Genomic DNA, 14,323 nt, shown 5'->3' on the forward strand with positions numbered 1-14,323 from the left:
AGATGTCCGCTCTTTTTTTAACTCACACTCAACTAACTGACTTCGAGATATAAGTTTTTATTTCTTTTTGATAATTTTTGTCCTGCCAATTTCCCGTGTTTAGGTAGTCCGCTAACAAATACCCGATATAAGGACCTGTTGTTAAACCAGAGGAACCTAGCCCGCTTGCAACTAATAAGGTGGGATCATCTGGAACCGAACCAAAAAATGGTGAAAAATCAGACGTATATGCACGAGTACCCACACGAAAATGATAGTGCCAATCGTTTAGTTGCTCCGGTTTTGCTAAAAATTGTTTCGTGTGAGTAGTAAGCATTTCATAAGCTGTTTTAGTAGGAGCTAAGTCCCAACCACCGTCGTTTTCATGCGTGGCACCAATCAAAATTTTACCAGACATGAATGGAATAAAATCAGCTTCACCATCAAGCATCGCTACAGGCCATTCGCTACTGTGTTGATATGGAGAGTCAAAAACTAATAATTGTCCTTTTTGAGGTCGAATATCAACTGTATAGCCAATTGTTTCCAGCAAAGGTTTTAATGCAGGACCCGGAGTAAGAATGATTCGATCAACTAGTTTTTCACCAAAATCGCCTTGAATCAACCATGTATCACCTTTTGGTTGAAACGAAACGCGATCATTGATAATTGCCACTTGCTGATGGGTTAATCGTTTTGCTAGTTGCGTTAAATAAGCTTTGCCGTCAAGTTTTCCTCCACCACTGATATGAAGTGAAGGTGCTGGTTTAAGCAGTTCAAGTTTAGTGGCCGTTTGAGTTGGTGTTAGTAGTTCGATATCACCGATTTCTGGTGCTTCTTTTTTGCGTTCCTCCGCTAATTCTGCAAGTGAAATTAAGTCTTCTTGAGAACGTAATAAAAGAGTTCCTGAACGATCATAAATGGTTGAATCCAGTTGAAAATCTTGAATCAATTTATCGAAGAAAGCAGCACCATCTTTTGCTAGTTGATACCACTGTTTGTTCCGTCTTTTGGAAAGCCAAGGAGAAATTATTCCTGCACTGGCTTTTGTTGCTTGACCAGTAGCGTCATCGAATAAAGTGACCTCGAATTTTGTTGTATCTAAGTAATTTGCGAGGGTCATACCGATGATTCCACCGCCAATAATGGCAATTTTTTCCATAAAAGAGCCTCCTTTTTCGTTCTCATTCTTACACAAAAAGAAGATGGATGCAAACACCCATCTTCTTTCGTTTAATTTTATTTTTTATTTAAATAGTAAGGCATGAATTGAGCAAAGCTGATAATCAGCAAGACAAGTAAAACACCGAGTGCTGCTTTTGAACCTAAAGTAGTAGCTGCTTCATAATTCAAAGTGGAATGGTCTTGTACAAGGTTGATAATGATTGCTACCAGTGATGTAGCAATCGCACCAGAGAATTGTTGAAGAGTGTTGAATAGCGCATTTCCATCTCCTTGTAACTCTTCGCTTAAGGCGTTCATCCCAGTAGTCATCATATTGCTGTAGGAAAGTCCGATACCAATCATGTAGAAAACATGACAAGCCACTAACCAAATCAAAGAAGCATGACCAATCAATAGAACGAGCGCCAACCAACCAATGAAGGATAAGATCAAACCAACTAAGATTGGTTTTTTAGGTCCATGTTGGTCGAGTAATTTTCCAGAGAATGGAGATAAAATCGCACCGATTGCGGCTCCCGGAAGCATGGACAAACCAGCGATAAAGGCAGTATCTCCCTGAACGATTTGAATGAAATTTGGTAGGACAAATGAAACGCCAAGTAATAGAAATTGATAAATTAAGAAACTAAATAGAAATAATCGGAAGGTTTTGTTAGATAAAATTGATAAGCGAATCAATGGTTGCTCGATTGTTTTCGAACGTTGATAGAATAAAAAGAAACCAATGATTGCGATAATCAAAGCGAGCCAACTAATTAGCTGACCAATCGTGCTCAGGAAGGTTAAAGCACCGCTGAAAAGTAAACATAAACCTAGTACGCTAAGAAAATCTAAGTGGCCACCTTTTTCTACACTTGTTTCTGGGATGGAGAATAGACCAATCACTAATGAAATCAGTAAAACTGGTACAAGGAATAGAAAAATGTGATTCCAAGTAAAAGCGGAGGTCAAAATTCCACCATAAGTTGGTCCAATAGCCGGAGCAATTGCAGTAGTCAATGTTCCGACACCGATCATCGTACCACGGCGATTCATGGGGGCATACGTCAAAATGATATGAAACATCAATGGAAGCGCGATACCAGTCGCAATCCCTTGTAATAGGCGCCCCATTAGGAGAATCATGAAAGTTGGTGAGAAAAAATCAACTAAGATACCAGCAAGAAACAGAAAATTTGAAAATAAAAATAATTTTCGAATACTAAAATTGCGGTTTAAATAGGTTGATAACGGCACGATGATTGAAATCATCAATAAGTAAATCGTTGTTACCCATTGGACTTGAGCCGTTGTCAAATCAAATTGAGTAATCAGCGTTGGAAAAGTTACGTTCATCGCAGTTTCAATCAGAACACCTGCGAAGGACATAATACCAGTTGCAATCACTGCGGGAACAAGTAGTAGTTCTTTTTGTTTTGTCATACATTTCACCTCTTAAAAATTTCGCAAAAAAAGAGAGAAGATTTCTATTAAAAAATAGAAACCGCCTCTCTCTCGACACGCATTTACGTGTTATCTGTACGATTGTTTGCTGGGATTATTTTAGCATAGACTCAAATTTTATGTCAATAAGATTAGTCAAGGATCCTCAAAAAGGTTATGATTGAATGGAGTGTGAAAATGGAAACAAATCAAAAAAATCGTAAATACATAAAGCAAGGGTAGGAGAAAAACAAAATGGATAAAATTGAATGGCGTAAAGCTGAACCAGGCTATCGGGTAACAAAAAAAACGCAGATTTTAGAATTGCCTGAACAAAATTTTTTCACAATTAAAGGTGTAGGAGATCCAAACCAAGAAGATTTCCAACGACGTATTGGGACATTGTATCCAGTGAGTTATGCAATTAAAATGTCACCGAAAAATAATTGGAACATTCCTGGTTATCAACCCTATACTGTCTATCCATTAGAAGGTCAATGGGAATTACAAGAAAAGTATTTGCAGGAAAAAGTGATGCTAAAAGACCATTTTGCTTATCAATTGATGATTAAACAACCTGATTTCGTGACACCAGAGATTGCCCAGCTTGCAATTGAGCGTTCGGCAAAAAAAATTCCCGAAGATTTGCTTACACAATTACAATTCGAGGTGATTGAAGAAGGGGTAGTTGGACAAATTTTACACATTGGTTCTTATGATGAAGAGCAGGAGAGTTTTGAAAAATTAACCGCTTTTCTTGAAGAAGAAGGCTATTATCGAGTATCCAAAGAGCATAAAGAAATCTATCTAAGTGATCCTAGAAGAGTGGCACCAGAAAAACGAAAAACAATTTTACGTGTGCGCATTGCAAAAAAATAGGCGAATCAGAAGTAATTTCTAAAGTAAACACGCAAATGATTGAGTAAGTTTGTTATAATTATGGATGAGAGAGGTGTCCAGGATGAAAAAAAGTCAACGACAGGCATTGATTCGCCAAATAATTACAGAATATCCAATTAGCACGCAAGAAGAGTTGCGTGCACGATTAGAGGAATCGGGTGTTAGTGCAACTCAAGCAACAATTTCTCGTGATATTCGTGAAATGAAAGTGATTAAGGTTCAAGACGAAGAGCAACGTGTTCGTTATTCTCTTTTTAGTCAACCATCCGTTTCGTTAAATGAGCAACGTTTGCGCTCTGCCGTTAAGCGAGAAGTTTTACGAATTGAGACAGTCCAATTTATGGTTGTTGTGTTAACTGAAAAAAATGGAGCAGATGTGGTAACAAACTGGTTGGATGAAGTTGCTTATCCAGAAGTTGCAGCGACAATTGCAGGCTTTGATACATTTATCGTCGTTTGTCGTTCAGAAAGTGAAGCACAAGCATTCGCCGAAAAATTAGAAAGTATGCGCGAATAACGCCAAAGCCAAATAATAAGTAGTAGTAATAGCTAGAACTGTTTTTGACACAAAGATTGTGAGCTTGAATTTTTGGTAGTTATTTGCAGGACTTATTTATGAAAGCGTTCTAAAAGTGGTCTTGAGTGGCTGGAAGATCTATCTGAGTTAGGGCAAGAAAGAAGTCAAAAGGTGGGGAAGTTTGTTCGTTTTCTGGTAATGGAGGAGGAGGAAAAAATGATGACGGGTATGATTATTTTTTTGACTGTGTTGGTGTATGGAGTAAATTTTTTAGTATATATGTATCTTAAAATCAATAAAATTAAGGATTATCTAGAAAAATTAGCTATTTATTTTGGAACAAACATGACGTTGTTATTTACAAGTGGTATTTTTATGTTTTTTGGTAAACTAGTTGAAGATGGCATTTTAGCATTTGAATGAGCAGATTCTTTGAATAAACGTCTCCAATAGGCTTACACTAGAAGTGTAGTAAGAAAGTCGAAAGGAGTAGTACAATGAAAAAATTATACGAAACAGCGATGATTAACCATGGTGGGCGAGAAGGCTCAGTCGAAGCACCAAATGGTTCAATGCACATGAAGATCACACCACCAGGAATCCATGCGGAGGGAACAAATCCTGAACAATTATTTGCAGCGGGATATGCTTCATGTTTTAATGGTGCATTACAGCACATGGTCAAAGAAGCAGGCTTAGATGCTGATTCAACAGTTAAAGCACGCGTTTCACTTTACACATTAGATGATGGTGGCTACCAAATTGGTGTTGTTCTAGAAGCTCATGTGGAAGGTGTTAGTGAAGAAGAAGCACGAAAATTAGTTGATGATGCACATGAATTTTGCCCTTATTCAAAAGCAACTAAGGGAAATATCGAAGTACAAGTAGACCTTGTTTAATAGTATTAATGAAAGAATATTTGAACGTAAGAGCTGACTTAGCTGTCAGTTTTTACGTTTTTTTGTTTTTTAATCGTTCAAACATTTATAATCAATTATAAAGAAACGGAAACCACAGTTGTCATGGGCTGTGGGGTTTGCTATTGTAGATGCAAGAAGAGAAAGTGGGAGGATTAGTCGATGGCAAAAATCATGGTAGTCGAAGACGAAGAAGTCATTCGTCAGCTAATTATGGAAGAGTTAGAAAAGTGGCAATTTGAAACGTTTGGAACAACTGATTTTAATCAAGTTTTTTCGGATTTTGAAGAAGAAGCACCGCAATTAGTTTTATTAGATATCAATCTTCCAGTTTTCGATGGTTATTACTGGTGTCAAAAAATTCGCGAAGTATCAAAAGTACCAATTATTTTTATCTCAAGCCGTAATACGAATATGGATATGATTATGGCAATGAATATGGGAGCAGATGATTTTGTAACCAAACCATTTCAAGTGGACGTGTTGATTGCTAAGATCAACGCGCTATTGCGTCGATCTTACAATTATACGGAACTGTCTAGTGAAATGATGAGTCATAATGGCATCACGTTAAACGTTGATAATGGCAGTATGGAAATTGACGGAGAAATCATTGATCTAAGTAAAAATGAATATCGATTATTATTTATTTTAATGAAGCAACATGGGAAAATTTTAAGTCGTGAAAAGTTATTGCGCGCTTTGTGGGATGATGAACGTTTTGTTGATGACAATACGTTGACCGTGAATATCAATCGCTTGCGAAGAAAAATCGAACAAGCCGGAATCATGGGCTACATTGAAACAAAAGTTGGACAAGGATATATTGTTCCTTAGAAAGGGCGGACAATAGCCAATGAATTTTTTTAGGTATTTAAAAGATCAATGGTCTTTAATTTTAGGCTGGCTTTTTTTCATGATATTGACAGCTTTCGTTATGTGGTTAGCGCCTAATATCGTAGTTGATTGGGAAACGATTGCTTATCTGACTGTTATCCAAAGTGTTTTTTTAGCATTTTATTTATTAGGTGGTTACCTCGGAAAACGTCGCTGGTGGGCACATTTGGCAAACGTGAAAGAACATTCTCCTTTGCAAAGTTACTTAGAGGGCGCTCATACGGAAGAAGAGAAGCTAGTTGAAGAATATATCAATCAACTGATTCGAGAACATCAAGAACTGATGCAGCAAGCAATCAGTAATCAACAGGATCAAAAAGATTACATTGATTCATGGGTGCATGAAATCAAAGTGCCTTTAGCAGCTTCAGAATTGTTGGTGCGTTCGGTTGAATTTGATATTGATGATAAAAAGTATATGTTATTAGAAAATGAGCTGTCAAAAATTGATGAGTATGTTGAGCAAGTGTTATACTACGCACGCTTAGATAGTTTTTCGAGAGATTATTTAATCCAAGAGTATAGCTTGAAAGGAATTATCCAACCTGTGATTCGCAGTCAAGCCAATTATTTTATTCAAAAACAAATCCGTTATGAGATTATTGGCGAGGATGCCGTGGTATTAACCGATGCGAAATGGGTTGCATTTATTTTCAAACAATTATTAAGTAATGCAATCAAATACACACCAAATCATGGAGAAATCATGATTTTAATCGAAACAACGGCTCAGGGAGTAACTTTAGCGGTGAAAGATTCTGGAATTGGTATCCCTACTGAAGATGTAAAACGAATTTTTGACAAGGGCTTCACAGGTGTCAATGGCCGCTTGACGCAGCAGCATTCAACAGGTTTAGGTCTGTATTTAGCAAAGAATCTGGCAGAAAAATTAGGTCTGAAATTAACCGCGGATTCAATCCAAAATCATGGTACAACGATGACTATTTTATTTCCAACCTTAAATTTCTACAATGAAGAACGTTAGAAAATCGTTAGAAAAGAAAAAATTTGCTTGTGTTGTTAACGTTTTCCCTGATAAGTTTCTTTACATGTGAAATAAAAGGAGAAAAGTTATGGAAATATTAATAGCATTAATCCCTATGCTTGCTTGGGGAAGTATCGGCTTAGTCAGCGGAAAAATTGGTGGCGATGCCAATCAACAAACTTTAGGAATGACCATAGGTGCATTCTTGTTTTCTTTAGTCTTATTTTTTGTAGTAAATCCAGTAATTACCCCTTGGATTTTCTTGATCGGATTTTTATCTGGTTTAGCGTGGAGCGTTGGTCAAAACGGTCAATTCCATGGAATGAAATTTATGGGTGTATCTGTTGGCTTGCCATTATCAACTGGTTTTCAATTGATTTTGAATACGATTGCGGGCGCGGTGTTCTTCCATGAATGGACGCAAACAAAAGATTTTATTTACGGTTTTATTGCTTTAGCGTTACTTGTAAGCGGTGCTTATTTGACTGCCCGCCAAGATGAGGACGGAAAAGTAAACACGGATAATAAAATGCTTGATTTTGGAAAGGGTTTTAGAGCATTAATCTATTCAACATTAGGTTATGGCGTCTACACGATTATCATTACTTGGGCACATCTTGACGCATGGTCAATTATCTTGCCACAAAGTGTTGGGATGATTTTAGGTGCAAGTTTCTTTGCCTTTAAAAAAGTTAAAATCGATCAATTTGTTTGGAAAAACATGATTTCTGGCTTACTTTGGGGAATCGGTAATATTTGTATGTTGTTAACAGTTAAATCACTAGGCTTAGCAGTAGGTTTTTCTTTATCACAAATGGGAATCATCATCTCAACTTTAGGTGGTATTTTCATTTTAGGCGAACACAAAACCAAAAAAGAAATGGTTTACGTGATTGTTGGTTGCCTTCTAGTCATTTTAGGTGGTATCCTTTTAGGGTATATGAAAACAGTTTAATTACTGTTTTCCAACCTAAAATGGGGAGGAACTTCAATGGATTTATTTCGTAAGAAAAAGATCGAGCTCAATCAAACGAGTGGTATGAAAAAAGAATTAAAAACAACGGATTTGATTATGCTAGGTATTGGTGCAATCATCGGAACCGGGATATTTGTAGTGACAGGAGTTGCGGCCAATCAAAATGCAGGCCCAGCACTGTCACTTTCGTTCGTTCTAGCGGCAGTTGTTGTTATTCTATCAGGACTAAGTTTTGCTGAATTTGCATCACGCGTACCAATACTTGGTGGGCCATATGCGTATCTGTACGTCGTATTTGGGGAATTCATTGCATGGTTGACTGGTTGGTTGCTGATAGGCGAATTTTTACTAGCTGTATCATCAGTTGCATCTGGTTGGTCTGGATATGTTCAAGGATTTTTGGCTAGTCTGGGTGTGGAATTACCGACAGCATTAACCGGAGGATATAATCCTGGAAAGGGTACGTATCTGGATCTAATTGCGATCTTAGTTGTCGTGTTTGTAACTTATATCGTTTCATTGGAAGCAAAGAAAGCTTTGCGTTTAAATAATGTAATGGTATTTGTTAAATTTGGAATTATTGCTTTATTTATTGTTGTAGGAATCTTTTTTGTAAAACCTGCAAATTGGACACCGTTTACGCCATTTGGTTTTTCAGGTGTGTTAGATGGGGCGGCACTAGTCTTTTTTGCCTTTCTAGGTTTTGATGCGGTAGCAATGGCAGCTGAGGAAGTGAAAAATCCACAAAAAGATGTTCCAAGAGGAATTATTGGTTCGATTTTAATTGCGACAGTTTTATATATTGTAGTGACGTTGATTTTAACAGGAATTGTACCATTTACAGAATTAGGTGTGAGTGATCCAGTAGCGTTTGCGATGCGTTATGTAGGCCATGATACAGTCGGGGCAATTATTGCAGTCGGAGCGATACTGACGTTATTAACAGTGACGATTTCAATGATGTATTCTTTAGCCAGATTGTTATTTGCGATTAGTAAAGATGGTTTGTTGCCAAAATACATGACGGAGATTGACGAAAAACATCGGACACCTAAAAAAGCAACTTATACAGCCGGTGTGGTAGCAGTCTTTTTTGCTGGGGCATTTCCACTTGATATTTTAGCTGAATTAACTAATATCACTGCGTTAACTTACTTGATTCTGGTAAGTTTAGGATTGTTGAAATTAAGAAAGCAATTTGGTCAACCAAAAGCGGGAGAATTCAAAGTGCCGTTTGTACCAGTTCTACCGGTGATTTCTATTTTGACTTGTGTGGTATTGATGTTACGTTTACAGGCGATTACGTGGATCGTTTTTGCAATCGTTATGGTGATTGGCTTGCTTATCTACTTTACTTACGGGTATAAAAATAGCGTGATGAATCAACAACAAGGCGAGTAATAATTGAATAAATGACAATGAAAAAGGGGTTGTGACAATGATTTTGTCACACCCCTTTTTTTTCAAAGAAATGGTGTTTCAGAAGTAATTCTGGGCTTATTTATTGATGCTAATGGAGCCACAACCTCTATCCACGGTGTTCCCCAAGCAACTCCTCGAAATAATCTGTAACTGATCAAAAATATGAAAAGCTATTTTTGCCAGTTGCTTTTTATTTTTTCGGAGCTAAGCGCTTGGAGCCACAACCTCTATCCACGGTGTTCCCCAAGGCAGCTTCTTCGGCAATAAGTCCTTCTTTCATAAAAACATGAGGAACTGTTTTTAGAAAGAAATTCTTATTGCTTGAAGCTAAACGCCTTGTGCCGCAACCTTTTTAGTCACTTTATTGTGTTAAATCAAGTAATTTTTGTTTCAAGTCTTCTTCCATATTTGATAGTTCAAGCTCTGCATGGCGACGTTTTTCTTTACCTTCTTGTTGGATACGTAAAGTTTCTTGGATTGTTTCAACGAGATCATTTTGTGTTTTTTGTAGTGTTTCGATGTCCACAATTCCTCGTTCGTTTTCTTTCGCCGTTTCAATAGCAGAAATTTTCAACATTTCTGAGTTTTTCTTCAGCAAGTCATTGGTTGTTTCCGAAACTTGACGTTGCGCAGTGACAGCATCTTTTTGACGAAGCAACGTCAACGCAATGACAACTTGGTTTTTCCATAAAGGAATCGCTGTCGCAACCGAAGCTTGAATTTTTTCTGCTAGTGCTTGGTTGGTATTCTGAATCAGCCGAATTTGTGGTGCTTGTTGAATCGTGATTTGTCTTGCTAAACGTAAATCGTGGGTACGCTTATCTAAACGATCTAAAAATTGGGTGTAGTCGTTAGCAATTTGGACATCCATTTGATCGCCGGTTTCTTCTGCTTTCTTCATTGCTTCAGGAATAGTCGTTGTTTGTAACTCTTCCATTTTTAGTTCCCCAGCGGCAATATAAATGTTTAGCGCATCAAAATAGTCTTTATTTTTTTGATAAAGCTGTTCAAGCATTAAATTATCTTTTAGTAGGCCATCTTTTTCTTTATCTAATTTAACAGCAATTTTGTCGATTTGTGCACCAATTTTTTGGTATTTTGCAGTTACTTCATAAATAGATTGCTTTACTTTACCAAAAACACGTTGGAAAATATTTCCTTCACCAGCGCGTAGCTCATCTGGATTTGCTTCTTGTAAACGATACATCAATTCTGTTAAAGAATCCCCAACTGGTCCAATGTCTTGTACTTGTACATGATTCAGCATTGATTGTGAAAATTCACTTAGTTTGGTTTGCGCAGCAGAGCCATAACTGATGACTGATTGTGCATCGGTGGCATCAATCTTTCCAGCTAGTTGTTTTGCTTGTTCCTGGCGTTCTGGGGGTAATTTATCAATCAAGCGTGTTGCGACTTGTTGCTCTTGTAAAGCATTGATTTCTGCTTGTTGCGTTTGAGTTAATGTATCTGTCGGTGTTGAAAAAGGATTGTTTAATAGGTCATCTAACGTACTATCTACAGGTGTAACATTTTTTAGTTCATTTGGCTTGTTATTGTCCATCTGAGTTCCTCCTTAGGGCTTGTGGTAAATGGTATAAAAAATCCGAGAGACGGAAATTGACAGCTAAGTTTGAAAATAACTCGAAGCACACCGAAAAAGCGGCAACTGCTTCGAGTCATTAGCTGACTATTCGAGTGACTCAGAAAAGATTAGTCTTCTTCTCTTCTATTATCACGTTTTAAGTTTTGTTTCGCAACTGATATCTCTAAATCTAGGTCATCTAAATCATCTGATACAAATTGTTGATAGTCTTGCGCAATCAAGCTAGCAACCTGATCGATGATCTGCGCACTTTCTTCTAATTTTGCATAAGTCTGCTTATTTTTGATTTCATGATTATTAATTTCGATATATTTATCCGTCAAATCAATGAGGTTTGGCAGATGTGTATAAAGAAAGTGACTAGCATCATGTAAGCGATGTGGCTCTTTGACCAATTCTTTAAAGAGTGCTTTGGCTGCTTTGACGGTGTCGTGACGTAGGTCAATTGCTTTAAGTTTTGCTGTTTGATTTAAGTTTACTTGAAGTCGATTGATTTGCGTTTTTGTGTGATTCATTGTTTCTCGAAAAAAATTAATTTCGCTTGGCGTCATACCAACTTCTGTATAGTGAACTTTTAAATCATCTGATAGTTCAGGAATTTCTTTTGAACGTTTTTTATTTTTTCCAGAACCAAATAGCTTCCATAAGACCAATAAAATTCCGGCTAAAATGATTGAGCTACTAATTAGCGAAGAATCTCCGCTGCTTGAAACAAATAGCAGAATTAGTCCGATTCCTAAAATCCATGGCCATTTTCGTTTTTTCATAATATGCCCTCCAGATTATTCTTTCCATTGAGTATCTATCGATGTTTCGATTTATTTCCCGTTTACATCTTTTATTTTAGCATATCCAGCTTAAGAAAGAGTATCGGGCTAAGGATGGATTTTCATATTTTAGGAAAATTCTAAGGTTTTTCTATGGTAAACTAGTAAGGAGTTTCTAGGAAAATTGAAAAAATAAAAAAAAGCAGTTATTATTACAAAAGAAAGCAGGAAACAGGATGCTGAATTATGACCAATTTGAAGAAAAAACAATGACGCGTAAAGAAATTTTTCATGGAAAAATTATTGATGTCGCTTTAGATGAAGTTCGTTTACCTGATGGAAAAATAGCTCAGCGTGAATTAGTTTTTCATCCGGGTGGCGTAGGAATCATCGCCTTTGATGAACAAGAACGTTTATTGTTAGTCAAACAGTTTAGAAAACCACTAGAAAAAGTGATTTTAGAAATTCCTGCTGGGAAAATTGATCCGGGAGAAGGACAAGAACCTGAATTAACTGCACGCAGAGAATTGGAAGAGGAAACTGGCTACCGTGCACAAGGTATGACCCACATCACCTCGATGTATTTATCACCAGGTTTTGCTAATGAATTGTTGCATGTGTATCACGCAACAAACATAGAAAAAGTTGTGAATCCATTAGCGCAAGATGAAGATGAAGTATTAGAACTTTATGCGCTAACAATGGCAGAGGCGAAACAAGCAATGACTGAAGGCGTCATTTGCGATGCAAAAACCATTTTTGCGATTCAGTATTGGGCGTTATTGTCTAAAGGAAAGTAGAGGGATCGGCTGATGGCCAAAGGACCGCTGATTACGCGTTCAGAATTACGAAAACGACAAGAAGAGCAACTGAGAGAACCAGTTGATGAAACTAACTATCAGGTAAACAATCAGAGTGAGCCAGAGTCGGCTAACAGCTCAAATTTTTATCGTAAAGAAAGTAAAAAGAAACAAAAGGTAACGAAGACTCGAACAAGTGAACGAGAAAAAACACATAAGTGGAATGTTTTTTTGATGAAAGCATTAGCGATTGTGATCTTGTTGCTTTGTGTTGTTATTTTGGCAATCATATTTATTTAAGAGAGAAGGAATTTTTATGAAAATCGGTATTATCGGAGCAATGGAAGAAGAAGTAAAAATTTTGCGAGAAAATTTAAGTGAACCTTTGTCTTGGGAACGTGCAGGAGCATTATTCATTTCTGGCTCACTAGGAAAACATGAAGTTATCGTTGTTCGCTCAGGTATCGGTAAAGTATTGGCATCTATTACAACTAGTTTACTGATTCAACAATACGGTGTGAATATGGTTATCAATACTGGTTCTGCCGGTGGCATTGGTGAAGGCTTAGCTGTTGGTGATATTGTTGTTTCAGATAAAGTTGCCTATTTTGATGCAGACGCAACGGGATTTGGCTATGAACCAGGTCAATTACCAGGAATGCCACTTTATTATGAAGCAAGTACTTATTTACGTTCGGAAATGGTGAAGGCAGCAAACGCAACCAACTTAAATGTAAAAGAAGGCTTGATTGTAACTGGGGATACATTCGTAGATTCTCCAAAAAAAGTACAAGAAATCTTGACAAACTTCCCAGAAGCATTGGCTTGTGAGATGGAAGGGGCAGCTGTAGGACAAACGGCACGTCAATTCAATATTCCATTCTTGATTGTACGCGCAATGAGCGATACAGCAGATCACTCAGCGACACAAACATTCGATGAGTTTATTGAAGATGCAGGTAAACGTTCAGCAGAAATGGTTATCCAATTTGTTAAACATCTCGTTTAAGGAGGAAACACATGAAAGCATTAGTGTCAATTGATTATACAAATGACTTCGTTGCAACTGATGGGAAATTGACGACGGGTGCTGCGGGACAAGCAATTGAAACAGCAATTACAGCACATACCCGTGAATTTATTGAGGAAAATGAATATGTGGTATTCGCAATTGATGCCCATGATCCAAAAGATGTATTTCATCCAGAGAATCGTTTGTTTCCACCTCATAACGTAATTGGAACTGATGGTCGAGAATTATTTGGGACGTTAGCGCCACTTTATCAAAAATACCAAGAACAAGAAAACATTTACTGGATCGATAAAAGACATTATTCTGCTTTTAGTGGAACAGACTTAGATATTCGCTTGCGAGAAAGAAAGATTACAGACTTATATTTAACAGGTGTTTGCACAGATATTTGCGTCTTGCATACGGCTGTTGATGCGTATAATTTGGGTTATAACTTATTTATTTACAAGGATGCTGTGGCAAGCTTTGATGAAATGGGGCATGAATGGGCGCTCAGACATTTTGAAAATACGTTGGGAGCAACGATTGTCTAAAAGGTTGTGGCACAAGGCGTTTAGCTTCAAGCAATAAGAATTTCTTTCTAAAAACAGTTCCTCATGTTTTTATGAAAGAAGGACTTATTGCCAAAGAAGCTGCCTTGGGAACACCGTGGATAGAGGTTGTAGCTCCAAGCGTTTAGCTTCAAGCAATAAGGATGCTTTTCTAAAAATAGTTTCTCATATTTTTATGAAAAGAGGATTTATTGCCGAAGAAGTTGCTTGGGGAACACCGTGGATAAAGGTTGTGGCTCAAAACGTTCAGATCCGACTAGATAGTGGGCAGACACTCAAAATAGCTCCTCATATTTTGTAGGAGATGCAAGCTATCTTGAGGAGTTGTTTTGTGAACACCGTAAATAGAGGTTGTGGCTTCAAGTGTTC

At 37.3% G+C, this 14,323-nt stretch carries 16 protein-coding genes; 12 read left to right on the forward strand and 4 right to left on the reverse strand.

All coding sequences use genetic code 11. The features are described from left to right. Positions 1-28: 28 nt before the first annotated feature. Together IGJ93_RS01980 and IGJ93_RS01985 are read right to left on the reverse strand one after the other, a co-directional pair. Positions 29-1,141: an NAD(P)/FAD-dependent oxidoreductase gene (locus IGJ93_RS01980; protein ID WP_086270589.1), complete on the reverse strand. Its 1,113-nt coding sequence runs from the start codon at positions 1,139-1,141 to the stop codon at positions 29-31. A 77-nt stretch (positions 1,142-1,218) separates the two neighbouring features. After that, positions 1,219-2,586 (reverse strand): MFS transporter, encoded by a 1,368-nt coding sequence (locus IGJ93_RS01985; RefSeq protein WP_095803414.1) that lies wholly within the window; start codon positions 2,584-2,586, stop codon positions 1,219-1,221. Positions 2,587-2,841: 255 nt separating this feature from the next. On the opposite strand from IGJ93_RS01985, the gene IGJ93_RS01990 reads away from it, so the two are divergent. From IGJ93_RS01990 to IGJ93_RS02025, 8 genes are all read left to right on the forward strand, one after another. Then, complete coding sequence (locus tag IGJ93_RS01990) at positions 2,842-3,465, forward strand: GyrI-like domain-containing protein (protein ID WP_430596975.1); 624 nt, start codon at positions 2,842-2,844, stop codon at positions 3,463-3,465. Positions 3,466-3,547: 82 nt separating this feature from the next. Continuing rightward, entirely contained in the window at positions 3,548-4,003 is a 456-nt protein-coding gene (locus IGJ93_RS01995; protein ID WP_071868774.1) for an arginine repressor, read from the forward strand. A 216-nt stretch (positions 4,004-4,219) separates the two neighbouring features. Next, complete coding sequence (locus IGJ93_RS02000) at positions 4,220-4,426, forward strand: hypothetical protein (RefSeq protein ID WP_067485345.1); 207 nt, start codon at positions 4,220-4,222, stop codon at positions 4,424-4,426. 74 nt (positions 4,427-4,500) lie between these two features. Next, positions 4,501-4,902, forward strand: coding sequence for an organic hydroperoxide resistance protein (locus tag IGJ93_RS02005; RefSeq protein ID WP_067485342.1), 402 nt, complete (start codon positions 4,501-4,503; stop codon positions 4,900-4,902). Between the two features lie 180 nt (positions 4,903-5,082). Then, complete coding sequence (gene sapR / locus IGJ93_RS02010; protein ID WP_067485340.1) at positions 5,083-5,757, forward strand: two-component system response regulator SapR; 675 nt, start codon at positions 5,083-5,085, stop codon at positions 5,755-5,757. Positions 5,758-5,776: 19 nt separating this feature from the next. Further along, a complete protein-coding gene (sapS, locus tag IGJ93_RS02015) occupies positions 5,777-6,802 on the forward strand; it encodes a two-component system sensor histidine kinase SapS (RefSeq protein ID WP_086270590.1) in 1,026 nt (341 codons plus the stop codon). 88 nt (positions 6,803-6,890) lie between these two features. Beyond that, positions 6,891-7,757 (forward strand): GRP family sugar transporter, encoded by an 867-nt coding sequence (locus IGJ93_RS02020; protein WP_067485334.1) that lies wholly within the window; start codon positions 6,891-6,893, stop codon positions 7,755-7,757. A 36-nt stretch (positions 7,758-7,793) separates the two neighbouring features. Beyond that, entirely contained in the window at positions 7,794-9,179 is a 1,386-nt protein-coding gene (locus IGJ93_RS02025; RefSeq protein ID WP_067485331.1) for an amino acid permease, read from the forward strand. Between the two features lie 382 nt (positions 9,180-9,561). Here the strand turns inward: IGJ93_RS02025 and IGJ93_RS02030 are convergent, their stop codons facing one another. After that, a complete protein-coding gene (locus IGJ93_RS02030; RefSeq protein ID WP_067485325.1) occupies positions 9,562-10,761 on the reverse strand; it encodes a toxic anion resistance protein in 1,200 nt (399 codons plus the stop codon). 149 nt (positions 10,762-10,910) lie between these two features. Further along, on the reverse strand, positions 10,911-11,570 hold the full coding sequence (locus IGJ93_RS02035) for a 5-bromo-4-chloroindolyl phosphate hydrolysis family protein (protein WP_067485323.1): 660 nt from the start codon (positions 11,568-11,570) through the stop codon (positions 10,911-10,913). 236 nt (positions 11,571-11,806) lie between these two features. On the opposite strand from IGJ93_RS02035, the gene IGJ93_RS02040 reads away from it, so the two are divergent. Genes IGJ93_RS02040 through IGJ93_RS02055 form a run of 4 tightly spaced genes read left to right on the forward strand, consistent with a single transcriptional unit; the run spans position 11,807 to position 13,936 of the window. After that, complete coding sequence (locus IGJ93_RS02040) at positions 11,807-12,370, forward strand: NUDIX hydrolase (RefSeq protein WP_075491960.1); 564 nt, start codon at positions 11,807-11,809, stop codon at positions 12,368-12,370. A 12-nt stretch (positions 12,371-12,382) separates the two neighbouring features. After that, on the forward strand, positions 12,383-12,670 hold the full coding sequence (macP, locus tag IGJ93_RS02045) for a cell wall synthase accessory phosphoprotein MacP (RefSeq protein ID WP_067485317.1): 288 nt from the start codon (positions 12,383-12,385) through the stop codon (positions 12,668-12,670). 16 nt (positions 12,671-12,686) lie between these two features. Continuing rightward, the gene (locus tag IGJ93_RS02050; RefSeq protein ID WP_071868776.1) at positions 12,687-13,379 is read left to right on the forward strand and encodes a 5'-methylthioadenosine/adenosylhomocysteine nucleosidase; all 693 of its coding nucleotides are present in this window, start codon (positions 12,687-12,689) and stop codon (positions 13,377-13,379) included. Between the two features lie 11 nt (positions 13,380-13,390). Beyond that, positions 13,391-13,936, forward strand: a complete 546-nt coding sequence (locus IGJ93_RS02055) for a cysteine hydrolase family protein (RefSeq protein WP_067485311.1) — start codon at positions 13,391-13,393, stop codon at positions 13,934-13,936. Positions 13,937-14,323: the final 387 nt, after the last annotated feature.

It is taken from the genome of Enterococcus sp. DIV0174 (assembly GCF_050529065.1).
In the GTDB taxonomy this organism is placed as follows: Bacteria; Bacillota; Bacilli; order Lactobacillales; family Enterococcaceae; genus Enterococcus_B; species Enterococcus_B thailandicus.

Coding starts and splice junctions, on each gene's coding strand:
- IGJ93_RS01980 (WP_086270589.1), bottom strand. CDS start 1,141: ATGGAAAAAATTGCCATTATTGGCGGTGGAATCATCGGTATGACCCTC.
- IGJ93_RS01985 (WP_095803414.1), bottom strand. CDS start 2,586: ATGACAAAACAAAAAGAACTACTACTTGTTCCCGCAGTGATTGCAACT.
- IGJ93_RS01990 (WP_430596975.1), top strand. CDS start 2,842: ATGGATAAAATTGAATGGCGTAAAGCTGAACCAGGCTATCGGGTAACA.
- IGJ93_RS01995 (WP_071868774.1), top strand. CDS start 3,548: ATGAAAAAAAGTCAACGACAGGCATTGATTCGCCAAATAATTACAGAA.
- IGJ93_RS02000 (WP_067485345.1), top strand. CDS start 4,220: ATGATGACGGGTATGATTATTTTTTTGACTGTGTTGGTGTATGGAGTA.
- IGJ93_RS02005 (WP_067485342.1), top strand. CDS start 4,501: ATGAAAAAATTATACGAAACAGCGATGATTAACCATGGTGGGCGAGAA.
- sapR (WP_067485340.1), top strand. CDS start 5,083: ATGGCAAAAATCATGGTAGTCGAAGACGAAGAAGTCATTCGTCAGCTA.
- sapS (WP_086270590.1), top strand. CDS start 5,777: ATGAATTTTTTTAGGTATTTAAAAGATCAATGGTCTTTAATTTTAGGC.
- IGJ93_RS02020 (WP_067485334.1), top strand. CDS start 6,891: ATGGAAATATTAATAGCATTAATCCCTATGCTTGCTTGGGGAAGTATC.
- IGJ93_RS02025 (WP_067485331.1), top strand. CDS start 7,794: ATGGATTTATTTCGTAAGAAAAAGATCGAGCTCAATCAAACGAGTGGT.
- IGJ93_RS02030 (WP_067485325.1), bottom strand. CDS start 10,761: ATGGACAATAACAAGCCAAATGAACTAAAAAATGTTACACCTGTAGAT.
- IGJ93_RS02035 (WP_067485323.1), bottom strand. CDS start 11,570: ATGAAAAAACGAAAATGGCCATGGATTTTAGGAATCGGACTAATTCTG.
- IGJ93_RS02040 (WP_075491960.1), top strand. CDS start 11,807: ATGCTGAATTATGACCAATTTGAAGAAAAAACAATGACGCGTAAAGAA.
- macP (WP_067485317.1), top strand. CDS start 12,383: ATGGCCAAAGGACCGCTGATTACGCGTTCAGAATTACGAAAACGACAA.
- IGJ93_RS02050 (WP_071868776.1), top strand. CDS start 12,687: ATGAAAATCGGTATTATCGGAGCAATGGAAGAAGAAGTAAAAATTTTG.
- IGJ93_RS02055 (WP_067485311.1), top strand. CDS start 13,391: ATGAAAGCATTAGTGTCAATTGATTATACAAATGACTTCGTTGCAACT.